Origin of the sequence: Mycolicibacterium arenosum (assembly GCF_024320865.1) — a bacterium.
Classification (GTDB): Bacteria; Actinomycetota; Actinomycetes; order Mycobacteriales; family Mycobacteriaceae; genus Mycobacterium; species Mycobacterium arenosum.
In genome coordinates this window covers 105,188-130,269 of record NZ_JANDBD010000018.1, presented here as the reverse complement: position 1 = coordinate 130,269, position 25,082 = coordinate 105,188, and the positions used below count along the sequence as shown (strand labels likewise).

At 70.6% G+C, this 25,082-nt stretch carries 13 protein-coding genes; 11 read left to right on the top strand and 2 right to left on the bottom strand.

Annotated elements, in window-relative coordinates; all coding sequences use genetic code 11:
- Positions 1-153: 153 nt before the first annotated feature.
- Positions 154-1,806, bottom strand: coding sequence for a (2,3-dihydroxybenzoyl)adenylate synthase (locus tag NM203_RS31410; RefSeq protein ID WP_255064835.1), 1,653 nt, complete (start codon positions 1,804-1,806; stop codon positions 154-156).
- Between the two features lie 101 nt (positions 1,807-1,907).
- Between NM203_RS31410 and NM203_RS31405 the strand changes: the two genes are divergently transcribed.
- From NM203_RS31405 to NM203_RS31365, 9 genes are all read left to right on the top strand, one after another.
- On the top strand, positions 1,908-5,402 hold the full coding sequence (locus tag NM203_RS31405) for a non-ribosomal peptide synthetase (protein ID WP_255064834.1): 3,495 nt from the start codon (positions 1,908-1,910) through the stop codon (positions 5,400-5,402).
- Positions 5,399-6,139 carry a thioesterase II family protein gene (locus NM203_RS31400; RefSeq protein WP_255064833.1) on the top strand — a complete coding sequence of 247 codons (741 nt, stop codon included), beginning with the start codon at positions 5,399-5,401 and terminating at the stop codon, positions 6,137-6,139. Before NM203_RS31405 ends, NM203_RS31400 begins: the two co-directional genes overlap by 4 nt.
- Positions 6,129-7,439 (top strand): beta-ketoacyl [acyl carrier protein] synthase domain-containing protein, encoded by a 1,311-nt coding sequence (locus NM203_RS31395; RefSeq protein WP_255064831.1) that lies wholly within the window; start codon positions 6,129-6,131, stop codon positions 7,437-7,439. The genes NM203_RS31400 and NM203_RS31395 overlap by 11 nt, the downstream gene beginning before the upstream one ends.
- On the top strand, positions 7,439-10,351 hold the full coding sequence (mbtD, locus tag NM203_RS31390; RefSeq protein WP_255064830.1) for a mycobactin polyketide synthase MbtD: 2,913 nt from the start codon (positions 7,439-7,441) through the stop codon (positions 10,349-10,351). The genes NM203_RS31395 and mbtD overlap by 1 nt, the downstream gene beginning before the upstream one ends.
- Positions 10,344-15,773 carry a non-ribosomal peptide synthetase gene (locus tag NM203_RS31385; RefSeq protein WP_255064828.1) on the top strand — a complete coding sequence of 1,810 codons (5,430 nt, stop codon included), beginning with the start codon at positions 10,344-10,346 and terminating at the stop codon, positions 15,771-15,773. Before mbtD ends, NM203_RS31385 begins: the two co-directional genes overlap by 8 nt.
- Entirely contained in the window at positions 15,770-20,158 is a 4,389-nt protein-coding gene (locus NM203_RS31380; RefSeq protein WP_255064825.1) for a non-ribosomal peptide synthetase, read from the top strand. Before NM203_RS31385 ends, NM203_RS31380 begins: the two co-directional genes overlap by 4 nt.
- Before the next feature lie 20 nt (positions 20,159-20,178).
- Positions 20,179-21,513 carry an NADPH-dependent L-lysine N(6)-monooxygenase MbtG gene (gene mbtG / locus NM203_RS31375; RefSeq protein WP_255064851.1) on the top strand — a complete coding sequence of 445 codons (1,335 nt, stop codon included), beginning with the start codon at positions 20,179-20,181 and terminating at the stop codon, positions 21,511-21,513.
- Positions 21,491-21,709 (top strand): MbtH family protein, encoded by a 219-nt coding sequence (locus NM203_RS31370; RefSeq protein WP_255064824.1) that lies wholly within the window; start codon positions 21,491-21,493, stop codon positions 21,707-21,709. The genes mbtG and NM203_RS31370 overlap by 23 nt, the downstream gene beginning before the upstream one ends.
- A gap of 80 nt (positions 21,710-21,789) precedes the next feature.
- Positions 21,790-22,344 carry a DUF998 domain-containing protein gene (locus tag NM203_RS31365; protein WP_255064823.1) on the top strand — a complete coding sequence of 185 codons (555 nt, stop codon included), beginning with the start codon at positions 21,790-21,792 and terminating at the stop codon, positions 22,342-22,344.
- Here the strand turns inward: NM203_RS31365 and NM203_RS31360 are convergent.
- Positions 22,341-22,670 carry a type II toxin-antitoxin system VapB family antitoxin gene (locus NM203_RS31360; RefSeq protein WP_255064821.1) on the bottom strand — a complete coding sequence of 110 codons (330 nt, stop codon included), beginning with the start codon at positions 22,668-22,670 and terminating at the stop codon, positions 22,341-22,343. The genes NM203_RS31365 and NM203_RS31360 overlap by 4 nt on opposite strands.
- A 185-nt stretch (positions 22,671-22,855) precedes the next feature.
- Between NM203_RS31360 and hrcA the strand changes: the two genes are divergently transcribed.
- Complete coding sequence (gene hrcA / locus NM203_RS31355) at positions 22,856-23,887, top strand: heat-inducible transcriptional repressor HrcA (RefSeq protein ID WP_255064819.1); 1,032 nt, start codon at positions 22,856-22,858, stop codon at positions 23,885-23,887.
- Positions 23,888-23,932: 45 nt separating this feature from the next.
- Positions 23,933-25,078 carry a molecular chaperone DnaJ gene (gene dnaJ / locus NM203_RS31350; RefSeq protein ID WP_255064817.1) on the top strand — a complete coding sequence of 382 codons (1,146 nt, stop codon included), beginning with the start codon at positions 23,933-23,935 and terminating at the stop codon, positions 25,076-25,078.
- Positions 25,079-25,082 lie beyond the last annotated feature (4 nt).

The window sequence follows — 25,082 nt, the reverse complement described above, 5'->3', positions numbered from 1 at the left end:
CCTGCAACTACCAGCGCGGCGACAAATCCACCCGGACCTACCGCACCCGCGAGCCTCAACCGGCATCATCGGTGTACGCGATGTCCTGAGACATATGTGTACGCGATGTCCCGAGACACCACATTGCGTCCAGCGCCACCGAACACGCCGAAATCACGACGCGGTGATGGTCGCGACGAGCTTCTTCTTGTCGATCTTGCCCACCGCGGTCGCCGGCAGCGACGGCATGGGGACCAGCACGTCCGGGCGGGCGTGTGTAGATGCCCCGCGGTCATCGAGGAATGCGTTGAGTTCGGCCAGGCTCACGGGTGTGCCGCTGAATACGACTGCCGCGCAGATCTTCTCACCGAGGTAGTCGTCGGGCAGCGGTACCGCGGCGGCGGCGTAGATCGCCGGATGGGTGAGCAGGTGGTCCTCCAGATCGGTGGCGGACACCGTCTCCCCACCGCGGTGGATGACGTCCTTGACGCGGCCGACGACCTCGATGTTGCCCGCCCGCGGGCCCTCGGTGAAGATCCGCACCCGGTCACCCGAACGGTAGAAGCCGTCGGGGCTGAAGGATCGTGCGTTGGCCTCCTCGGCGCGGTAGTAGCCGTTGAGCGTGTACGGCCCGCGGACCAGCAGCTCGCCCTCCTCGCCGGGCGGCACCTCGATGCCGTCCTCGTCGACCACCCGCAGCTCGTCGTGGGGCGACATCGGCCGGCCCTGCGTGGTGGCGACCACCTCGACGTCGTCACCGGGCCTGGTGAACTGCAGCATTCCCTCGGCCATGCCGAAGATCTGCTGCAGGCCCGTCGAGAGGCCGTCGTGGATGTAGCGGGCCTCCTCGGGAGACAGCCGCGAGCCGCCCACCTGGACCACGCGCAGCGACGTCGGCAGAACGGGCTCCCAGTCGCACGCCTGCGTCCACAGCTTCGCCAGCGCGTTGACCAGACCGGTCACGGTCACCCCGTACCGGTCGATCAGCGCGAACGCCGCCTCCGGACTCGGATCGGCGGTGAACACCGTCGTGGCGCCCATCGTCATGGACCCGAGCAGGCCGGGGCAGGCGAACGGGAAGTTGTGGCCGGCGGGCAGCGCGACGAGATAGACGTCGTCGTGCACCATCTCGCACGCCTGCGCGCAGGCCGTCGCGTTGTAGACGTAGTCGTTGTGCGTCCGGGGGATGAGCTTGGGTAGTCCGGTGGTGCCACCGGAGACCAGGAGGACGGCGGGCTGGTCGGGATCGACATCAAACTCGGGACGGTCGGCAGGAGCGGAATCGGCCAGTGCGGACCAGGATTCGAACGGTCCGGGATCGCCTGCCACCAGCACGTGCCGCAGGCCGGGGTTGGCGTCGACCAGGCCGGCGGCCATCGCGCGGTAGTCGAAGCCCGCGACGACGTCGGGGATCACCAGTCCGACCGCCCCGCTGACCTCCGCGAAATGCCCCAGCTCCGCCGAGCGGTGTCCCGGAAGGCACAGGACCGGCACCGCGCCTGAGCGCAGCAGCGCGAAGACCGCGACGGCGAACTCCCGCGAGTTCGGCAGCTGTAGCAGCACGCGGTCGCCCGGTCTGATGCCGCGGTCGGCGAGCGCGGCGGCGACGCGGTCGGCGCGCGCGTCCAGTTCGGCGAACGTGTAACTCCCGTTCGCGTCGACCACACCGGGCTTGTCGGGCCACCGCTCGGCAGCCCTGCGCAGGATGGTCGCGAGCGGGCGGTCCTCCCAGTAACCGGCGTTTCGATACACCTCGGCGCGGTCCTCGGGGAAGGGCGTGAAACCCCGCAGGACGTCGTGTTGATCGCGCTGAAAGGCGGTGCTCATGGGTGGCGTCAACCCCTCCGGGTAGGTGTGTGCGGTAGGTCGAATATAGGGTAACCTCCGGAAAGTTAGGGCAGCCTGTACTAATTCTTGGAGGAACCACGGTGGGTGTCGGGACGGGTCCGGAGACGGTTCGCGACGAGGTCGCCGAACTCCTCGGCGTGAGCGCGGACGCCGTCGACCCCGACGCGGATCTGATCGCGTGCGGCCTCGACTCGATCCGCATGATGTCGCTGTCCGGACGCTGGCGGAAGCAGGGCATCAACGTCGGGTTCGCCGCGCTCGCAGCCAATCCCACCGTGACCGCGTGGGCCGATCTGGTCGCCGAACACGCGGGCGCACCCATCGCCGAGACCGAGCGGGTTGCGGAGCCCGACGAGACCGGTGACCCCGGCGCCCCCTTCCCGCTCGCACCCATTCAGCACGCGATGTGGGTGGGCAGGCACGGCGAGCAGGAACTCGGTGGTGTGGCCGCCCACCTCTACGTCGAATTCGACGGCGCCGGAGTCGATCCCGAGCGCCTGCGGGACGCGGCCGCGAAACTCGCTGCACGCCATCCCATGCTGCGTCAGGAGATCCTGCCGGACGGCACCCAGCGCATCAGCGACCGCGACCTGCCCGTCACCGTGTACGACCTTCGCGAGCTGGACCGGGCCGGCGCCGCGGACCGCCTCGAGCGGACGCGCGACGCGAAATCGCATCAGCTACTGGACGGCGAGGTCCTGCAACTCAGCCTGTCGCTGCTGCCGGACGGACGCACTCGCCTGCACGTCGACATGGACATGCAGGCCGCCGACGCGGTGAGCTACCGCAACTTCATGGCCGACCTCGCCGCGTTCTACCGCGGTGCCGAGCTTCCGGAGTTGGGCTACACCTACCGCGAGTACCGCGCGACCCTTGCCGCCAACACCCCGCCACCGTCGCAGGAGGACCTGCAGTGGTGGGCCGAGCGGGTGCCCGATCTCCCGGAACCGCCCGCCCTGCCGCTGGTTCCGCGTTCGGATCAGCGGAACCCGCTGCGCACCGTCAGGCTCTGGCACGTCTTCGACGTCGAGACGCGCGATGCACTGTTCGCCGCCGCGCACCAGCGCGGCATCACGCCGGCGATGGCGGTGGCGGCAACCTACGCCAACGCGCTGGCGCGGTGGTCGACGAACTCGAGGTTCCTGCTGAACCTTCCGATGTTCGGCAGGGAGCCCTACCACCCCGACGTGGACAAACTGGTGGGCGACTTCACGTCGTCGCTGATGCTCGACATCGATCTCACCAACGCCGCCACCGCCGCGCAGCGCGCACGCGTGGTACAGGAGGTCCTGCACGCGACCGCGACGCACTCGTCCGTCTCCGGTCTGAACGTGTTGCGCGACTTGAGCAGACACCGCGGCGCGCAGACCCTCGCCACCATCGTCTACACCAGCGCCCTGGGTCTCGGCGACCTGTTCGCCGGCGACGTCACCGACCAGTTCGGGGAACCCGTCTGGACGATCTCGCAGGGCCCGCAGGTGCTCATCGACGCGCAGGCGACGCCACTCGCCAACGGGCTGATGATCAACTGGGACGTCCGCGTCGAGGCCTTCCCGCCCGGTGTACCCGAGGCGATGTTCGCCTACCAACTGGACGAGTTGGAACGGCTCGCCACCGACGACGCGTCCTGGGATGCGGTGGATCCGCCTGCGCTGTCGGCGGAGTCACGGGCGGTCCGTGCGGCCGCCAACGCCACCGGGTTTACGGCGAGCGGCGACAACCTCGTCGACGGCTTCCACCGCAACGCCGCGGCAACGCCGCACGCGACGGCGGTGATCGGCAGCACCGAGACGCTGACCTACGCGCAGCTGCAGCAGAAGGCACTCGCCGTCGCCGCCGCGTTGCAGTCGAGGGGTGTGCACGCCGGAGACGTGGTCGCGATCATGGGGCCGAAGAACACCGAGCAGATCCCGGCCCTGCTCGGAATCCTCACCGCCGGTGCGGCGTATCTCCCCATCGGCGTCGACCAGCCCGCGGAACGCGCGACGCGCATCCTGGAGACCGGCGGGGTGGAGTTCGCACTGGTCACCGGCAGTGAGATGCCCGGTGTCCTCGACAGCGCCGGAGTCCCGGCCCTGACCGTCGCCGACGCCGAGATCATCGGCGATCCGGCGCATTTCGAGCGACCGGCGGTGGATCCACAGCAGCTCGCCTACGTGCTGTTCACGTCCGGCTCCACCGGCGAGCCCAAGGGTGTCGAGCTGAAGCACGACGCGGTGCTGAACACCCTCGAGTTCCTGTACCGCCACTTCGACATCGGGGCGTCGGACCGCGGGTTGGCGCTGTCACACCTGGAGTCGGACATGTCGGTGCCCGACGTGTTCGGCACCCTGCGGGTGGGTGGTGCGATCGTCGTGGTCGACGAGGAGCACCGCCGCGATCCCGACGTGTGGGCCCGCCTGATCGACGCGCACGGCGTGACCGTCGTCAACTTCCTGCCGGGCTGGCTCGAGATGCTCACCGAGGTCGGCGAGTCCGCGGGCAGGTCACTGCGCTCGCTGCGGGTGATCCTGACCGGCGGTGACTGGGTACGTCCCGCAATGGCCCGCGCGATGCGCGAGCGTGCCCCCGGCGCCCGCTTCGCGGGCCTCGGCGGTGCGACCGAAACCGCAATACACGGAACACTTTTCGAGGTCACCGGCGACATCCCGGAGGTGTGGCCGTCGGTGCCGTACGGCCTGCCCTTCCCGAACATCGCGTGCCGCGTGGTGAGCGACGGTGGTGAGGACTGCCCGGACTGGGTGCCCGGCGAACTGTGGTTCTCCGGCCGGGGCATCGCGCGCGGCTACCGGGGCAGGCCCGATCTGACCGCCGAGAAGTTCGTGGAGTTCGACGGCCGAGTCTGGTACCGGTCGGGTGACCTGGCCCGCTACCGGCCGGACGGCACACTGGAGTTCGTCGGTCGCTCCGACCACCGCGTCAAGCTCAGCGGGTACCGGATCGAGCTCGGTGAGGTCGAAGCCGTGCTGCGGCGGGTGCCGGGGGTCGAGTCGGCGGTCGCGGCCGTCGTACCGTTCGAGGGCGGCCGCGATGTGCTGGGTGCGCTCATCCGCACCGACGACGCGAGCGTGGACGCCGCGGCCGTCGCCGCCGCGATGGCGGATCTGGTTCCACCGCACATGATTCCGACGGTCTTCGCGGTCACCGACCGGATCCCGTTCCGCAACGGCAAGATCGACCGCCGTGCCGCGCTGCACCGCCTCGCGCAGGCCGAGCTGCCCGCGGGACGAGGGCAGCGCGTCCCGGCAACCGCGCTCGAGAAGGCGCTCGCCGCCATCCTCGGCGACGTGCTCGGCCGCAACGACATCGGCGCCGACGACGACTTCTTCGCCCTCGGCGGCGATTCGGTGATGGCCACCACGGCCGTGGCCCGCGTCCGCGACTGGCTCGACACGCCTACGGTGATGGTGCCCGACGTGTTCGCCGCGCGCACCGTGGAAGAACTGGCCCGCAGGCTGGTCGGGCGCGAAGCGGGTAGTGACCGGCTGGAGCAGGTCGCCGACCTGTACCTCGAGATCTCCGGGATGGACGGTGCCGACGTCGAGGCGGAGCTGGAACGCGCGGACGCTCGATGACCGGCGCGGTCGAGTTCACGCCCTGGATCAAGACGTATCCGAGCGGGCGAGCCGACGCCCGCGCGACCCTGGTGTTCCCCCACGCCGGTGGCGCCGCGCTGGCCTACCGGTCGCTCGGCATGGCGCTGGCGAGGGCCGGATCCAACGCCTACGTCATGCAGTACCCGCAGCGCGGGGATCGGCTGGCGCACCCCGCTCCCGCGACCGTCGGCGCCCTCGCCGAGGACCTCTTCGCGGCGGGCGACTGGGCCGGCCTGGGTCCGCTGAACCTCTTCGGGCACTGCATGGGGGCGGTGGTCGCCTTCGAGTTCGCCCGCGTCGCCGAACGACGGAGTGTGCCGATCAACGCGCTGTTCTGCTCTGCCAGCGAGGCGCCGTCGACCGTTGCGGACGCGCCCGATCTGCCGATGGCTCGAGACGAGATCCTCGCCGAGATGGTCGATCTCGGCGGAACCGACGCGCGCCTGCTCGACGACGACGACTTCGTCGAACTCCTGCTCCTGGCGGTGCGCGCCGACTACGCCGCGTTCAACCGGTACGCCTGTGACGACGAGGTGGGCATCGCGGCGGACATTCACACCCTCGGCGGCGACCGTGATCATCGCGTCAGCGAGGCGACGCTGCGACGGTGGGAGTCGCACACGCGCGGGGCGTTCACGAACTCGATGTTCGACGGTGGTCACTTCTACGTCAACGACCACGCCGACGAGGTCGCGGAGCTGGTCAATGCACTGTGACGACCCCGTCGTGATCGTCGGCATGGCCATCGAGGCCCCCGGCGGCATCGACACCGCCGACGCGTACTGGGCGCTGCTGACCGAGGAGCGAGAGGCCCTGGGGCACTTCCCGACCGACCGCGGTTGGTCGGTGCGCGAGGTGTTCGACGGCTCGCATCGCGACGGTTTCAAGCGCATTCACGACCTCGGCGGATTCCTCTCCAGCGCGGGCGAGTTCGATCCGGCCTTCTTCGGCATCTCGCCGCGCGAGGCGGTGGCGATGGATCCGCAGCAGCGAGTCGCGCTCCGGTTGGCGTGGCGGGCGATCGAGCACAGCGGAATCAACCCCGACGACCTCGCCGGCCACGACGTCGGCTGTTACATCGGCGCGTCGGGCCTCGAATACGGTCCGGCGCTGTCCGAGTTCTCGCATCACAGCGGCCATCTCATCACCGGCACCTCGCTCGGAGTGATCTCCGGACGGATCGCCTACACGCTCGATCTCGCCGGGCCCGCGCTGACCGTCGACACGTCGTGCTCGTCGGCGCTCACGGCCTTCCACACGGCCGTGCACGCGGTGCGTGCGGGCGACTGCGACCTCGCGATCACCGGCGGAGTGTGCGTCATGGGCACGCCCGGCTACTTCGTGGAGTTCTCCAAGCAGCACGCCCTGTCCGACGACGGGCGCTGCAGGCCCTACAGCGCGCACGCCAGCGGCACCGTGTGGGCGGAGGGGGCGGCGATGTTCGTCGTGCAACGGCGGTCCCGCGCCCTGGCCGACGGCCGCCGCGTCCTGGCCGAGGTCCGCGCGACCGCCGTGAACCAGGACGGCCGGACCGTCGGACTGACCGCGCCGAGCGGTGCCGCACAGACCCGGCTGTTCCAGAAGGCGATCGGCGCGGCCGGGATCAGCCGTGAGGACGTCGGGATGATCGAAGGGCACGGCACGGCGACCAGGCTCGGCGACCGCACCGAACTGCGGTCGTTGGCCCAGACCTACGGTGCGACGCCGCCGGGGACCGGTGCGCTGCTCGGATCGGTGAAGTCGAACGTGGGTCACACCCAGGCGGCCGCGGGCGGCCTCGGCCTGGCCAAGGTGCTGCTCGCCGCGCGGCACGCGGCGGTGCCCGCGACCCTGCACGTGGATGCGGCCAGTCGTGAGATCCACTGGGAGGAACAGGGACTGCGGTTGGCGACGACGCTGACGCCGTGGCCCGCGACGGGCGGCGAGAGGGTCGGCGCCGTGTCGGCGTTCGGGATGAGCGGGACCAACGCCCACGTCATCGTCGCCGTGCCCGACCGCTCGGACGAGGCGGCGTGATGCCCCTTCCCGACGGCCGCATCCCGATTCCGCTCAGCGCGCACGCCGCCGACCTCGTCGACCGGGACGCCGCGGCCATCCTCGACTACCTGGAGCGCCGCCCGCAGGTGACCGACGTCGGCGCGGTCGCGTCGACGGTGCTGCGCACCCGGCGACTGCGCAAGCACCGGGCCGTGCTCCGGGCATCCGATCGCGTCGAACTGATCGACGCGCTGCGGTCCCTCGCAGCGGGTGAGGAGCACCGACTCGTCACTCGGGCGACGTCGGGCGGGCCGGGTCGCATCGCCTTCGTGTTCCCCGGCCAGGGCAGCCAGTGGCCGTCGATGGGCGTCGAGGCCTACAAGCGACTTCCGGTGTATCGCACCGAAGTCGACGACTGCGCAGCGGAGTTCGCCGCACAGGGCCTGGCGTCGCCGCTCGACTACCTGCTGGCCGCCGAGGGCGCGCAGACGATGGACTTCTCGCAGGTGCAGATTCAGGGCGCCCAGTTCGTCCACGGCATCGCGCTGGCTCGCGTGTGGCGGTCGTGCGGCGTGCTGCCCGACATCACCGTCGGCCACTCCCTCGGGGAGATCGGGGCAGCCTACGCGGCGGGTGCCATCACCCGTTCCGTCGCAGTGGGCGTGGTCGCGGCTCGCGCGACGCTGCTGGATACGCTCACCGGTCCGTACCGCGTTGCCGTGCTCGGCGTGACACCCGACGACGCTCGCGAGGTCATCGCGGGGACGGCGGGCTGGGTGGAGCTCTCGGTGGTGAACTCGCCCACGTCGGTGGCGGTCTCGGGGGAGACCGACGCCGTGGCGGCGGCGGTGGCCACCGTCGCCGCACGCGGCGTCTTCGCCCGCGAGATCGAGATGTGGTTCCCGGCGCACACGACCGCGTTGACACCGCTGCGGGCCGAACTGGACGCGCTGCTGCCCGCTGGGGAATTCAGCGAGACCCCGGTTCAGTTCGTCGGATCCGCCACGGCGGGCGTGGTGCCCGCGGGAACCGACTTCGCCGAGTACTGGTATCACAACCTGCGGTCCACGGTGCGGTTCGATCGCGCCGTCCTCACCGCGCTGGAATGCGGCGCGACGACGTTCGTCGAACTGTCCGCTCACCCCGCGCTGCTCTTCGCCATGGGCGACGTGCTGGACGCGCACCCCGACCCCGGTCCAACGGTGGTCGTGGGATCGGGGCGTCGGGACGAACCGCTCACCGATCGGCTGTCGGCCAACGTCGCGACGGTGGCGCTCAGCGACGCCGGCTACCGGTGGGAGGACGTGGTGGGCGAGCCGGCGACGGCGCTGCCCGACTTCCCGTTCGCACCGATGCGGGCCGAACACCTCTGGGCCGCTCCGGAACCCCTTCCACCGATCGCCGGGATCACCGTCGGCACGCAGTACTGGGAGCCCGTCTCGGTGGCCCCTGCGGCGGACGTGCGCGCCGCCGCCGTCGTCGACCTCGGGGCCGCGGAACTCGCGTCGAGGCTGCGCGACGCGCTCGGCGCACACGACCGAGTCGAGGAGGTCGCACCGCAGCGCGCCGACCTGCTGGTGGTGGTCGCCCCCGCGCTCGCCGACGACGATGCGGTCGTCGCCGCGGCGCGACTGGCGGATGCCGTCGATGCGGGGCTGCTGACATACGCCGAGGGCGTCGCGAACACCGTCTGGCTGGTCACCGTGCGCGCGGAACGGTTGCCGCAGGGCGACGATCCGACCCTGCCCGGCCAGGCGGCGCTCGCGGCGATGCATCGCAGCATCGGCTTCGAGCATCCCGACAGGGACTTCCGGCACCTCGACCTGCCCGCCGGGGACTTCGATGCGGCGCTCGCCGTCGACGTCCTGCTCGGCACCGAGGACGTCGTGATTCGCGCAGACGCCGCCCATCGTCGCGTGTTACGGGATGAGCGGGCGGCGGCACCGCCCTGGCCGCGGGAGGTGTTCGACGACGTCGTGGTGACCGGTGGCGCGGGCGTGGTGGGACGTCACTTCGCACGCGCTCTGGTCGAGCGCGGAGCCCGCCGCATCGTGCTGCTGAGCCGACACGGCGTCGACGACGGCGTCATCGCCGAACTGGCCGCGGGCCGTGACGTCGAGATCGTCGCGCCGCGGTGCGACGTCACCGATCCGGGACGACTCGCGGCGGTGGCGGCCGAATTCGCCGGCCCCGGAGCGTCACTCGTCGTCCACGCCGCGGGTGCCGCGACCATCGGACCGGCGGCCGGGCTCACCGGTGCGGCGGTCCGCGAGTCGTGTGCGGCCAAGATCTCGGGTCTGGCCGCCCTCACGGAGACGTGGCCGCTGCGCGGCGACGCCAGGCTGCTGCTGTGCTCGTCGGTGTCGGGCCTCTGGGGTGGCAGCGGGCACGCCGCCTACGCGGCGGCCAACCGCCTGCTGGATGTTGCAGCGGAGCGACAGCGTGCCGCCGGGCGATCGTGTACGTCGGTGCGGTGGGGACTGTGGCCGGGCACCGGCGTCATCGCCGCGGGGGAGGTCGAGCGCGTCGAGCGCTCCGGCCTGACCGCCATGGTGCCGGACCGCGCGGTGGACGTCGCCCTGCGCGACCACGTCGGTGATCCGGTGGTCTTCGCCGCCGACGCCCGACGGCTGCGGGTGTTCCTCGGCACGACCGAACCACCCCCACCGGACGACGCCCGCGACGCGGACCTCGCCGGACTCGACGCGACCGGGGCGGTGCACGCGGCATTGGGCGCCGTGCTGAAGCTCGCGGACACGACCGGCCTCGACGTCGAGGCCTCGCTGCTGGACCTCGGTGTCGACTCGCTTCTCGCGATCGACCTACGCAGGAAACTCAAGACGGCCACCGGGCAGAACGTGCCGCTGGCCGTCATCCTCGGCGGCGTTACCACCACCGAACTCATCAGACGTGTGAAAGATTCAGGGAATAGGGCACTCTCGCGTGACTGACATTGCAGATCAGACCAGTACGGCCGATGCCCGGCTGGAGTTGATGCGGCGCAGGCTCGCCGAGCGCGGCCTCGCCACGACGGCGAACGGGCGGGAACCCGCCGTGGTGGACCCGACCGTGCTGTCCGACGGTCAACGCCGGATGTGGTTCGTCCAGGCGCTTGACCCCCGCGGTGTGCTGCTCAACATCTGCCTGTCCTACCGGCTGATCGGCGAACTGGACGGCGAGCGTCTGCATGCCGCCGTCGACGCGGTCGCGCGCAGGCACCCGGTGCTGCGCACCACCTATGCGGCCGACGAGAACGGCGAACCCCGCGCCACGCTGCACGACACACTGGCCCCCACCTGGGCCTCGCACGATCTCTCCGACCTCTCGGAGCGGGCGGGAAAGCTGCGGCTCGAGGTGCTCGCGCAACGGGAGTTCGGCGCGCCCTTCGACCTCGGCGCCGATTCCCCGCTGCGCATCACGCTGGTGAAAACGGCTGCGGCCGAACACGTCATGCTCTTCGTGGCCCATCACATCGCCTGGGACGACGGTTCCTGGCGGGTGTTCTTCGCCGACCTCAACCGGGCCTATCGGGGCCAGCAGCTACCGCCGCCGCCGCACACGGCGGCGATCGTCGACGATTCGACGGACGAGGACCTGGCCTACTGGCGCGAGGTGCTGTCGAATCCTCCCGAGCCGCTTGAGCTTCCGGGTCCGACGGGATCGGCGGTGCCGACCGCGTTCCGCTCGCAGCGCAGTACGCTGCGGCTGTCCGCCGACACCGTCGAGCGAGTCGCCGAGCTGGCGCGCGCCACCGGTGCCACGCCGTACATGGTGCTCCTGGCCGCCTTCGGCGCGCTGATCAACCGCTACACCCACACCGACGACTTCCTGGTCGCGACCCCGGTGCTCAACCGCGGCACCGACGATGTCATCGGCTACTACGGCAACACCGTCGCGATGCGATTGCAGCCCCACGGCGGACTGGCGTTTCGGGAGCTGGTCGTCGCCACCCGCGACACGGCGCTGGGAGCCTTCGCCCACCAGCGCATCAACCTCGACCGCGTGGTGCGCGAGCTCAACCCCGATCGCAGGCACGGCGCCGAGCGGATGACCAGGGTGAGCTTCGGCTTTCGGGAACCGGACGGCGGCGGCTTCCAACCCGCCGGTATTCGCACCGAGCGGGCGGAGCTGCGCGGCCAGCACACACAGCTGCCCCTGGGTGTCATGATCGAACTGGACGCCGACGGTGCCACGGTGGAGTGCGAGCACCTGACCGAGGTCGTCGACGTCGACCTGGCCCGACGAATGCTCGGTCACTTCGCGGTGCTGCTGGAGAGCGCGCTGGCCGATCCCGAGCGGCCGCTGGCGCGTCTGACGTTGTTCACCGACGACGACGCCGACTGGCTGCGCACCGTGTCGCACGGCGAGCGGTTCGACACCCCGGCGACCACGCTCACCGCGTTGGTCCAGGCGCAGGTCGAGCGCACCCCGGATGCGATCGCCGTCGTCTACGAGGGTCGGCACTACAGCTACCGGGAGATCAACGAGTCGGCGAATCGGCTGGCGCACTGGCTGATCGAGCGGGGCGTCGGCACCGAGGACCGGATCGCCGTGCTGCTGGAGAAGTCGCCCGAGTTGGTGATCGCCGCGATCGGCATCGTCAAGGCCGGCGCGACCTACCTTCCCGTCGACCCGACCTACCCCGACGACCGGGTCAGCTACATCCTGGCCGATTCCGATCCGAAACTCGTACTGCGCGAACCGGTTACCGGGCTGAACGGCTACCCGTCGGTAGATCCCACCGACGCGGACCGGGTCCGTCCACTGCGGCCCGACAACACCGCCTATCTCATCTACACGTCCGGCTCCACGGGTCTGCCCAAGGGGGTGCCGGTATCCCATCGCCCGATCGCCGAGTACTTCGTCTGGTTCGGCGAGGACTACGGCGTGACCGAGAACGACCGGCTCCTGCAGGTCGCGTCGCAGAGCTTCGACGTGTCGATGGGCGAGATCTTCGGGATGCTGGCCGCAGGCGCGCGCCTGGTGATCCCACGCCCCGGCGGGCTGTCGGACATCGGCTATCTCACCGATCTGCTGCGCGACGAGGGCATCACCTCGATGCACTTCGTTCCCTCGCTGCTCGGGCTGTTCCTGTCGCTGCCCGGCGTGAACCAGTGGCGAACCCTGCAGCGGGTGCCCATCGGCGGCGAGGCGCTGCCCGGTGAGATCGCCGACAAGTTCCACGCCACGTTCGACTCGCTGCTGCACAACTTCTACGGCCCCACCGAAACGGTGCTCAACTGCACCCGGTACAAGGTCGAGGGCAAGCAGGGCACCCGGATCGTGCCGATCGGCACGCCGAAGATCAACACCGCGATCCACCTGCTCGACGACTCGCTGCAGCCCGTCCCGGTCGGAGTGATCGGCGAGATCTACATCGGTGGAACGCATGTCGCGTCCGGCTACCACCGCCGCCCGGCCCTGACCGCGGAGCGTTTCGTCGCGGACCCGTTCCATCCCGGCGGCCGGATGTACCGCTCGGGTGACCTGGCCCGGCGCAATGCCGACGGTGACATCGAGTTCGTCGGCCGCGCCGACGAGCAGGTCAAGGTCCGCGGGTTCCGGATCGAGCTCGGCGAGGTCGCCGCCGCGATCTCGGTGGATCCCTCGGTGGGGCAGGCCGTCGTCGTGGTGAGCGACCTGCCCACGCTGGGCCGCAGCCTCGTCGCATACGTCACCCCGGCGGCCGACACCGACGGCGTCGAGATCGACCGCATCAAGGCCCGCGTCGCCGCCGCGCTACCGGAGTACATGATCCCGGCGGCCTACGTGGCCGTGGCCGAGATTCCGATCACGGCGAACGGCAAGATCGACCGAAGGGCGTTGCCGGAGCCCGAGATCGCGTCGACCGCCGAGTACCGCGTGCCTGCCACAGACACCGAACGAAGCATCGCCGCGCTCTTCGGTGAGCTGCTCGGTAGGGAACGAGTCGGCGCCGACGACTCCTTCTTCGACCTCGGTGGGCACTCGCTGTTGGCGACCAAGCTGGTCGCCGCGGTCCGGGCCCGCTGCGGTGTCGACATCGGCGTGCAGGACGTCTTCGAACTCGCCACCGTGTCCGGCCTCGCCGCGCACGTCGACGAGGTGGCGGCCGCCGGCGGGGTAGCGACGCGTCCCGCGATCGTGCCCGTACCCCACGACGGGCCGCTGCAGATGTCGGCGGCCCAGCTTCGACAGTGGTTTCAGTTCCGCATCGACGGCCCGGCCCCGGTCAACAACATCCCGTTCGCGGCGCGGATCTCCGGCCCTGCGGACGTCGACCTGCTGGTGGCCGCCGTCAACGACGTCGTCGCTCGACACGAGATCCTGCGCACCACCTACCGCGAGATCGACGGTGCGCCGTACCAGATCGTCAATGCGCTTGCGCCGCTGACCGTTCGACGCGCTCGCGGCGACGATGACGAGTGGCTGCAGCGGGAGCTGGACGCCGAGCGCAGGTACTGCTTCGACCTCGAACGGGACTGGCCGATTCGCGCCGCCGTGCTGTCGACGCCGGAGCATCACGTGTTGTCGCTCGTCGTCCATCACATCGCCGCCGATCACTGGTCGGCCGGTGTGCTGTTCACCGACCTGCTGACCGCCTACCGCGCGCGGCGGGCGGGGGAGCCGGGCGACCTCGCCCCGCTGCCCGTCCAGTACGCCGACTTCGCGGCGTGGCAGGCGAACCTGCTGGCCGACGACGACGCGGTCGTCGCACAGCGTGACTACTGGCGGCGGCAGCTGGCGGGACTGCCGGAGGAGAGCGGTCTGCGGCCCGATTTCCCGCGGCCACCGGTGCCGACGGGTGAGGGTGCGGCACTGGACTTCACCATCGACGCGGCGACGCGGGCCACGCTCGTCGAGCTGACTCGAGAGCTCGGCGTCACCGAGTTCATGCTGCTGCAGGCCGCGGTCGCGGTGACGCTGCACGTGGCGGGTGAGGGCACCGACATTCCGCTCGGCACTCCGGTCGCGGGCCGCACGCTGCCTGAACTCGACGAGCTCATCGGGTTCCTGATCAACATCGTGGTGCTGCGCAACGACCTGTCCGGCAACCCGACGCTGCGCGAGGTGCTGCGCCGGTCCCGCGAGATGGCGCTGGCGGCCTATGCGCACCAGGACATTCCCTTCGACCGCGTTGTCGACGCGGTCAGCCCGGTCCGCTCGCTGTCGCGCAACCCGCTGTTCGGCGTCGTCGTGCACGTGCGCGAGGAACTTCCCGCCGAGCAGGTCTTCGACTCCGGGCCGGACGGCGACACGCGGTTCTCGGCCCTCGAGCCGACGTTCGACGTCGCGCACGCGGACCTGTCGCTGAACTTCTTCGCGGCGGGTGAGGACGGCGGGTACCACGGCTCCGTCGTCTACCGCACCGAGCTCTACGAGCGGGCCACCGCCGAGCGGCTGGTGTCCTGGTTGCACCGCGTGCTCGACGCGTTCGCCACCGATGCCGACCGGACGCTGCGCGACCTCGCGGTCGTCGACCCGGAGGAGCGCACGCTGCTCGTCGACGACTGGAGCCGCCGGGCCGTGCCGCCCGCCGGGTTGCCGCAGACCGCGGGGGCCGATCGCGTCTACGTGCTGAACGAGTGGCTCGAACCCGTCGCGATCGGCGTCGCCGGCGACGTGTACTACGCGGGCGGATCCGTCGACACCGCGGGTGCGGCGGCGGGGCCCGTCGCCGCGTCGCGCTTCGTGCCGAATCCGTTTGCCGAGGAGGGTGATTCGCGGCTGTACCGCACGGGTGACCGCGCCCGCTGGACCACCGACGGCAGGCTCGAGCCGCTCGACACCGGCGATCACCGGGTGCAGGCGGCGCTCGAGGCGGATGACCGGGTCGCCGCCGCGGCCGCACGGACGTGGTCCGGCCGTGGTGGTGCGTCCGTCGCCGCGTACGTCGTGCCCGCAGCTCCGGTCGAGGACGCGAACGCCTTCCTCGACGAGGTGCGCGCCGCGTTGCCCACCGATGTCGCAGCCGCGGCCCTGGTGCTCGTCGACGACCTCGACAAGCGACGCATCACGCGCCCGAAGGCCACTGCCACCGGGCCGTCCGAACCCGCGCGCACCGACACCGAGCGGGCGCTCGCCGCGCTGCTGACCGATCTGCTCGGGGCACCGGAGGTCGGTCGTCACGACGACTTCTTCACCCTCGGCGGCGACAGCATCCTGGCCGTCCAACTCGCCGCCCGAGCCCGCGACTCCGGCATCGCGCTCACCGCGCGAACGGTGTTCGAGCATCCGGTGCTCGCCGAGCTCGCGGAGGCGATCGATCACGCCGCGGAGACCGTGTCGAGCGCGGCCGATGCCCGCCACGCGCCCATGGCGGCGTCCGGGCTGTCAGCCGACGAGCTGGCATCGCTGACGGCCGGCTGGGGTTCGCAAGACGGCGCACCGTGAGCGCGCCACCCGGCATCGAGGACGTCCTGGCGCTCAGCCCCCTGCAACTGGGGCTGTATTCGCTGGCCGGCTTGACCGACGGTGACGACGGCGCCGATCCCTACGTCATCGCGATGGCCGCCGACATCGAAGGCTCGGTCGACGTCGAACTGCTGCGGTCGTGTGCCGAGCGGATGCTGGTGCGTCATCCGAATCTGCGCGCCAGCTTCTTCCAGGGCAACCTCAGTCGGCCGGTGGCGATCGTGCCCACGGCGGTCGACCTGCCGTGGCGGCACGTCACCGCGACGGCGGCCGAGGCCGTCGACATCGAAGCCGAGGAACGGAGGCGGCGATTCGATCTGGACAAGGGCCCGGCCCTTCGGTTCCTGCTCGTCGAGCAGCCGCACTCGCGGTGGCGGCTGGTGGTGACGGCCCATCACATCGCCATCGACGGCTGGTCGCTTCCGGTGTTCGTCGGGGAGCTCATCGCGCTGTACCGCGCGGGTGGTGACGCCGCGGCGCTGCCCGCCGCGCCGCGTCCGTATCGCGACTACATCGGCTGGCTCGCGGGCCGGGACCCGGAGCTCAGCACGGCGCGCTGGAGGGCCCACCTGACGGGGCTGGCGGGGCCGACGTTGCTGTCGCCGGTGCTGTCGGGGCGCGAGCCGCAGCCGGGGTTGCCCACGCGCACCGAGGTCGCGCTGGACGAGGCGGCCACGTCGGAGTTGCTCGACGCGGCGCGACTGCGCGGTGTCACGGTGAACACCCTGTTCCAGATGGCCTGGGCGGCAATCCTGTCCGCGTTGACCGACCGCACCGACGTGGTGTTCGGGGTGACGGTGTCGGGGCGTCCCGACGAGCTCGCCGGTGTCGAGACGATGGTCGGGCTCTTCATCAACACCGTGCCGCTGCGCGTGACGCTCGATCCGTCCGGCCGGGTGGGTCCGCAGTGCCTGGCGCTGCAGCGCGAGGCCGCTGAGCTGCGTGAGCACAGCTACCTGAGCCACACCGAGCTGCGTGCGGTCGGTGGGATCGGCGAACTCTACGACACGCTGCTGGTGTACGAGAACTTCCCGCCGGGTGGCCTCGTCGGCAGCGACGAGTTCCCGCTCGCCGATGCGGTGCTGACACCGGCTGCGCTGGAGAGTCTTTCGCACTTTCCGGTGACGATCGCGGCGCACCCGACGCACGGCAGGCTGACGGTGCTCGTCGAGACCCTCGAGGGCGCGCTGGGCATGCTGAACCCCGCGGAACTCGGCGAGCGCGTGCTCACCGTGGTGCGACGACTGCTGCACGCGTGGGACCGACCGCTGCGCGAGGTCGCCGTGACGCTCGACGGGGAATCGCGGTCGAGCGCACCCGTGGACACCGCGGTTCCGGCGGGCGGATTCCATACGGTTCTGCGCCGGATCGCCGTGCACCGTCCCGAGACCGTCGCATTGACCTGGGACACAGGGCGACTCACGTACTTCGAGCTGGACGCCGCCGCCGATCGGCTGGCCGCGGTGCTGGTGAGTCGCGGGGTGCGCACCGAGACGCCCGTGCCCATCCGGCTGCCGCGCGGTCCGGGTTACGTCGTCGCGATGCTCGCAGTACTCAAGGCGGGCGGGCTGATCGTCCCGCTCGATCCCGCGATGCCGCAGGAGCGCGTCGACGAGATCGTGCGCCAGACCGGCGCGCCGTTCATCGTCGACGACGATCTGACGGCGCTGGCCGACGTCACACCGCCGCCGGGGTACCGGCCGGCAGAGGTACATGCGGATCAGGCGGCGTACGTGGTGTTCACCTCCGGCACCACCGGGAAACCCAAGGGCGTCATCGGTACTCACCGAGCGCTGCTGTCGTACGGCGCCGACCACGTCCGCCGTGTGCTGCGGCCGGCCGCCGACCGCCTCGGCAGGCCGCTGCGGATCGCCCACGCCTGGTCGTTCACGTTCGACGCCGCGTGGCAACCGCTGGCGGGGCTCCTCGACGGTCACGCCGTGCACATCGTCGGGGACGATGTGCAGCGCGATGCCGAGGCGCTCGTCGAGACCATCGGTGCGCACGGCGTCGATCTCATCGACACGACACCGTCGATGTTCGCCCAACTGCTCGGCGCGGGTCTGCTCTCGGACGTGCCGCTGGCGGTGCTCGCGCTGGGCGGCGAGGCCATCGACACGGCGGCGTGGCGGGGGATCCGCGACACTTGCGAGCGGCTGGGCATGACCGCGCACAACTGTTACGGACCCACCGAGACCACGGTCGAAGCGGTCGTCGCGGCGATCGACGAGCACGCCCAGCCGTGCATCGGCACGCCGACGGACGCGACGGCGGCGTACGTTCTGGACGCCTGGCTGCGGCCGGTGCCAGACGGTGTGCCCGGCGAATTGTTCCTCACCGGAGGCCAACTCACGCGCGGCTACCTGGGTCGGTCGGCCGAGACGTCGGTGCGCTACGTCGCGAACCCGTTCACGCCGGGTGCGCGGATGTACCGCACCGGCGACGTCGTCCGACGCAATCCGGAGTCGGGTGCACTCGAGTTCCTCGGCCGCAGTGACGATCAGGTGAAGATCCGCGGATTCCGAGTCGAACCCGGTGAGGTCGCGGCCGCACTGCGCGACCACCGGGGCGTACGCGGCGCACACGTGGCGGTGCGCAGGCACCGCAGCGGTCCGCGCCTGACCGCCTACGTCGCGACCGACGCGGCGGAGGCCGACCTGCGCCGGATGTTGGTCGCGAAGCTGCCCAGATACCTGGTGCCGCATCACATTGTCGTCGTCGACGGCATCCCGCTGACCGTCAACGGCAAGGTCGACGACGCCGCGCTCGCGCACCTCGACGCCGAGCGGCGGGCGGACCCCGCCGAAGGGCCCGCGACGCCCACCGAAGCCGTACTGGCCGAGGTGGTGGCCGAGGTGCTCGACGCCGCGCACGTGGACGTCACGTCGGACTTCCTCGATCTCGGACTGGACAGCATCGTCGCGCTGTCGGTGGTGCAGGCGGTGCGACGGCGCGGGGTGTCGCTGCGGGCCCGGCTGATGCTGGAGTGCACCACGATTCGCGAGCTGGCGTCGGCCATCGACTCGGATGCCGACGTCGGTGGTGACCACCACGACGAGGACCGCTCGGCGCCGATCCCCGTACCGGCAGGCGTGCACTGGCTGTACCGTTACGGCGATCCGCGCCGGCTCGCCCAGACCGAGGCGGTTCGGCTACCCGTCGGGCTCACCCGCGAGCGGTTGGAGGCGTTGCTGCGCAACGTCATCGACGGACACCAGGTGCTGCGCAGCCGACTGGACCGCGAGGCGATGACGTTCGTTCCCCTCGACGGCGACGTCGTCCCCGACGTGCTAAGCGAGGTGACGGTCACGGGGGACTGGACCGCTGCGGTCGCCGAGCAGACCGAGCGCTCGGTCGGCAGGCTGGATCCCGAGCGCGGTGTCATGGTCGACGCCGTCTGGCTGCGCGACGCCGACGGCGGACCGGGGGTGCTGCTCCTCAGCCCGCACGTGCTGGCGATGGACCCGGCGTCCTGGCGCATCGTCCTTGGTGAACTGGAATCGGGGTGGCACGCCGTCGCGGCGGGCCGCCGTCCGGCGCCCGTGCGCGAGCACACGTCGCTGCGCCGGTGGTCGCACCTGTTGGCCGAACGTGCGTTGAAGCTCGAGACGGCCGACTTCTGGTTGGCGCAGATCTCCGGACCCGAACCCGAGATCGGCTCGCGCGCCGTCGATCCCGACACTGATCGGGTGGGCGACGTGGTCGTCGACATGGCCTTCGTCGACTCGTACCTGACGGCACGTCTGCTCGCGAGCGCCGTGCCCGTCACCCAGACGCTGGCGGCGGCGACGGCGCGGACGCTGACGGCGTGGCGCAGGAGCCGAGGGCAGGACACGCCCGCGCCGCGGCTGGCCATCGAGACGCACGGTCGCGCCGACGCCGTGGTGACGGATGGGGTCGGCGCCGGACAGGTCGACACCGGTGACACCGTCGGACTGCTCAGCGCCATCTACCCGCTGCGAATGACGGCCGATGACGCCGAGGGCGCGGCGCGTCTGTTCGCGGCGATCCCCGGCGACGGAATCGACTACGCGCTGCTGCGCTACCTTCGGGCCGACACCGCCGAGACGCTCGGCGCGCATCGCGATCCGCAGGTGCTGCTCAACTACCTGGGCCGCTTCCACCGCAGCGGTGACGGCGATGCGCTGCAACTCGACCGTTCGTTGCTGGCGCAGGCGTCGAAACTGCCGGAGCCCAACCTGGCCGTCCGTCACGAGCTCACGCTGATGGCGGCGGTCGTCGACCAGGGCGGCGCGCCGATGCTCGGCGTTCAATGGCGCGCCCTTCCCGAGATTCTGTCCGCCGCTGACATCGCCGTGTTGCAGGCGATGTGGCTGGACGCACTGCGAGAGGTGATCGAGTGACTTCCCAACCGACATCCCCAATGCCGACGCTCGCCGTCGTCGGTGCCGGTGCCAAGGCGATCGCGGTGGCGGCCAAGGCCGCCGAGTTGCGCGCGATGGGGGTGCGGGCACCGGATGTGGTCGCCGTCGAGAAGGCAGGTGTGGCCGCCAACTGGCAGGCCGGTGGCGGCTGGACCGACGGGGCGCATCAGCTGGGCACCAGCCCGGAGAAGGACGTCGGGTTCCCGTACCGATCGTCGGTGGTGCCGCGCCGCAACGCCGAACTCGACGAGCGGATGACGCGGCACAGCTGGCAGTCGTTTCTGATCGCGACCGGACAGTTCGCGGAGTGGGTGGACCGCGGCAAGCCCGCTCCGACGCACCGGCGGTGGAGCCAGTATCTGCGATGGGTGGCCGACGGCGTCGGAATGACCGTCGTGCAAGGCGAAGTGGAGCGCATCGGCATCGCGGAGCGCAGCGGAGCGCTCGGCGCAGCGGAGCGCAACGGAGCGCTCGGCGCAGCGGAGCACAGCTGGGCACTCGGCACAGCCGAGACGACGGTGTACGCCGACGCCGTCATGATCACCGGGCCGGGGCAGGCGGAGAGGTCGGTGCTTCCCGGCAACCCGCGGGTGATGTCGATCGCGCAGTTCTGGCACCGCGCCCTGGCGCACGAGCGGATCGCCGCCGAACGGGTCGCGGTGATCGGCGGCGGTGAGACGGCGGCGTCGATGCTCAACGAGCTGTTCCGCCATCGGGTTTCGACGATCACGGTGATCTCGCCGTCGGTCACGCTGTTCACTCGCGGTGAGAGCTTCTTCGAGAACACGCTGTTCTCCGACCCGACCGGGTGGACCGGCCTGACGCACACGGAGCGGCGCGATGCGCTGGCCCGGACCGACCGCGGGGTGTTCTCCGCACGGGTGCAGGACGCACTGCTCGCCGACGACCGAATACGTCACCTGCGCGGCCGCGTTGCGCACGCAGTCGCCCGCGACGACCGGATTCGGTTGACGCTCAGCACGACTCAGGGCGGAGAGTGCTCCGAGACGGTGCACGGATTCGATCTCGTCATCGACGGGTCCGGTGCGGATGCGATGTGGTTCGTGCCGCTGTTCACCCAGGACGCGCTTGATCTGCTCGAACTCGGGCTCGGCGGTCCCTTGACCGCCGAGTCGCTGCAGGACTCCATCGGGCACGACCTCGCGGTCAGCGACGTGTACCCGAAGCTGTTCCTGCCCGGCCTGTCCGGGTTGACCCAGGGTCCCGGCTTCCCCAACCTGAGCTGTCTGGGCCTGCTGTCGGACCGCGTGCTCGGCGCCGACCTGTCCCACGACCTGACGAGGAGATTCGATGAGCACCAATCCGTTCGATGACGACAACGGCACGTTCTACGTGCTGCGCAACGCCGAGGAACAGCACAGCCTGTGGCCGACGTTCGCCGACGTTCCCGAGGGGTGGACGGTGGCGTTCGGGGAGAGCACCCGCGCCGACTGCCTCGCCTTCGTCGAGGAGAACTGGACCGATCTGCGCCCCAAGTCCCTGCGCGACGCGATGGCCGCCGACGGGTAGTCCCGTCCCGTTTCCCCGCGACCGTGCGTGTCCCCGAGCGACACGCCGCGCTTAACCTTGGCAGTCTGCGCACACTCGTCGTGGTCCCCACTCGTGTCGGGGCGGTCATCTGGATCGCGTCGGCGGTTTGCTACGTCGTCATCGAGGCCGTAGCGAGCGCGGCGATGGGCGGCGACTACCACTACGCGCGCGACTACATCAGCGACCTCGGCAGGCCGGACCTGTCGCCGCGGGCCGCGCTGATGAACGCCGCGTTCCTCGTCCAGGCCGTCGCGTTCCCGCTGGGCGCACTGCTCGTCGCGCGGTCGCGAAAGCTGCTGCCCTTCAAGACATTGGCGATCGGCAACGGCGTCGGCAACGTACTCGTCGCGGTCGTGCACAGTGGCGCCGGCGCGCCGGCCCACGCGATCGGTGCGGTGCTGGCCGTGGTGGGCGGCAACCTCGCGATCGTCGCCTACGCGGTCGTGGCGCGGTCACGCACGTCGCTCGTCATCGGGATCGTCGGGCTGGTGACGTTCGTCGCGTTCGCGGTCGGAGTGCCACCCGTCGGCGCGTGGGAGCGGGTGAGCGTCTACGCGATCTACCTCTGGCAGGCCGGCACGGGCGTGCTGCTGCTCGCACGGTCGCCGCGCTAGAGCTGAGTGGCGCCGGTCTGCTCGTCGTACGGGCGGTCCATGTCATAGACCCTGGCGTGCAGCACGGTCCGGTTACGCAACGCCGAACGCACGGCGCGGTGCAGGCCGTCCTCGAGGTAGATGACCCCCTGCCAGCGCACCGCGTGCGGAAAGAGGTCGCCGTAGAACGTCGAGTCCTCCGACAGCAGCCGGTCGAGCGCCAACACCGTCGTCGTCGTCACCAACTCGTCGAGACGGATTTGCCGGGGTGGGATCTGCGCCCACTGGCGGTACGACAGCCCGTGATCGGGATACGGTTTGCCATCGCGGACACCCTTGAAGATCACCGGCGCACCTTCGCTGTCGTGTCCCCCCGCAACGTTGCCGAGCGTCGTCGAACCTGCGGACGCCGGGGCATCTACCGAGGCTAATCGCAGGACCGCGCGTTGTCTCCTCCCGTCAGGGACCGCTCGGTCGGTGTCGGCGCAGATCGTCACCGTAAAATGGACGAAAGGCAACCGGGAGGTGAGCGATGAGTAGTGCCGACGATCGACGGTTCGAAGTCCTACGCGCCATCGTCGCGGACTTCGTCACCACTCAGGAACCGATCGGCAGCAAGACCCTCGTCGAGCGGCACAACCTCGGCGTATCCAGCGCCACCGTTCGCAACGACATGGCGGTCCTCGAGGCCGAGGGCTACATCACCCAGCCCCACACCAGTTCGGGCCGGGTGCCCACCGAGAAGGGCTATCGCGAGTTCGTCGATCGAATCGACAACGTCAAGCCACTGTCGTCCAGCGAACGCCGCGCCATTCTGAGCTTCCTGGAAACCGGGGTCGACCTCGACGACGTCTTGCGCCGGGCCGTCCGGTTGCTGGCACAGCTGACCAGGCAGGTCGCGATCATCCAGTACCCGACGCTGTCGACGGCCTCGGTCCGGCACCTCGAAGTCGTCGCGCTGACCCCCGCACGCCTGCTGCTGGTCGTCATCACCGACACCGGCCGGGTCGATCAGCGCATCGTGGAACTCGGCGACGCCATCGACGAACACCAGCTGGGCCAGCTGCGCGACCGTCTCGGACAGGCGCTCGAGGGCAAGCCGATATCGACCGCGTCCATCGCCGTGTCGGATCTCGCGGTGCAACTCAACGGTCAGGGCGGGCTCGGCGACGCCGTCGGACGCGCGGCCACGGTCCTCGTCGAAACCCTCGTCGAACACACCGAGGAGCGGCTGCTGCTGGGCGGCACCGCCAACCTGACCCGCAACACCGCGGACTTCGGCGGCTCTCTCCGCTCGGTCCTGGAGGCCCTCGAGGAGCAGGTGGTGGTCCTCAAGCTGCTGGCCGCCCAACAGGAGGCCGGTAAAGTCACCGTGCGGATCGGGCACGAGACCGATTCCGAGCAGATGGCGGGCACGTCGGTCATTTCCACCGCGTACGGCACCTCGGGCAAGGTCTACGGCGGCATGGGTGTGTTGGGGCCCACTCGAATGGACTATCCGGGAACGATCGCTAACGTCGCCGCAGTTGCTCTTTACATCGGCGAGGTCTTGGGCACCCGCTAAGGGGTGCGGTACTGCCGCGGAAGCGGCTCGAGAAGAGGTTGAGGCGTGGCACGCGATTACTACGGCATGCTCGGGGTGAGCAAGGGCGCGAGTGATTCGGAGATCAAACGCGCCTACCGCAAGCTCGCGCGCGAGTTGCACCCGGACGTCAACCCCGACGAAGAGGCGCAGACGCGCTTCAAGGAGATCAGCGTCGCCTACGAGGTGCTCAGCGACCCGGAGAAGCGGCGGATCGTCGACGCGGGCGGCGACCCGCTCGCCACCGCGGGCGCCGGGGGCGGCGGCGGGTTCTCCGGCTTCGGCGGGCTCGGCGACGTGTTCGAGGCGTTCTTCGGTGGTGGCGGCGGAGCCCGCGGCCCCGTCGGTCGGGTTCGGCCCGGCGCCGACTCGCTGCTGCGCATGCGCCTCGACCTCTCGGAGTGCGCGACGGGCGTCACCAAGCAGGTCACCGTCGACACCGCGATCCTGTGCGATCTGTGCCAGGGCAAGGGCACCCACGGCGACTCCACGCCGGCCACCTGCGACACCTGCCACGGCCAGGGTGAGGTGCAGACCGTGCAGCGGTCGCTGCTCGGCCAGGTGCTGACGTCGCGGCCGTGCCCGGTGTGCCAGGGTGTCGGCGAGGTCATCCCCGACCCGTGCCACCGCTGCGGCGGCGACGGCCGCGTGCGGGCTCGTCGCGAGGTCAGCGTCAAGATCCCGGCGGGTGTCGGCGAGGGCATGCGCGTGCGTCTGGCGGCGCAGGGTGAGGTCGGCCCCGGCGGCGGTCCCGCGGGCGACCTGCACGTCGAGATTCACGAGCGCCAGCACGAGGTGTTCGTCCGCGACGGCGACGACCTGCACTGCACGATCTCCGTGCCGATGGTCGACGCCGCGCTGGGCACCACGGTCAACGTCGACGTCATCCTCGACGGACCCACCGACCTGACGATCCCCGCGGGCACCCAGCCGGGCGCCGTTATCTCGATGCGCGGCCACGGCATGCCCAACGTGCGCACCGGCGTGCGCGGCAACCTGCACCACCACATCGAGGTCGTCGTGCCGTCCCGGCTGGATCACCAGGACATCGACCTGCTGCACAAGCTCAAGGAGCACCGCGCGCGCGACCAGGCCGAGGTCAAGTCCGCTAACGCCGCGCCGTCCGGCGGGGGACTGTTCAGCCGACTGCGCGAGACGTTCACCGGCCGCTGACCCG

Bases quoted from the DNA above. Each gene is read 5' to 3' on its own strand.
- NM203_RS31410 (WP_255064835.1), bottom strand. From the start codon at position 1,806: ATGAGCACCGCCTTTCAGCGCGATCAACACGACGTCCTGCGGGGTTTC.
- mbtD (WP_255064830.1), top strand. From the start codon at position 7,439: ATGCCCCTTCCCGACGGCCGCATCCCGATTCCGCTCAGCGCGCACGCC.
- mbtG (WP_255064851.1), top strand. From the start codon at position 20,179: ATGCCGACGCTCGCCGTCGTCGGTGCCGGTGCCAAGGCGATCGCGGTG.
- NM203_RS31395 (WP_255064831.1), top strand. From the start codon at position 6,129: ATGCACTGTGACGACCCCGTCGTGATCGTCGGCATGGCCATCGAGGCC.
- hrcA (WP_255064819.1), top strand. From the start codon at position 22,856: ATGAGTAGTGCCGACGATCGACGGTTCGAAGTCCTACGCGCCATCGTC.
- NM203_RS31370 (WP_255064824.1), top strand. From the start codon at position 21,491: ATGAGCACCAATCCGTTCGATGACGACAACGGCACGTTCTACGTGCTG.
- NM203_RS31400 (WP_255064833.1), top strand. From the start codon at position 5,399: ATGACCGGCGCGGTCGAGTTCACGCCCTGGATCAAGACGTATCCGAGC.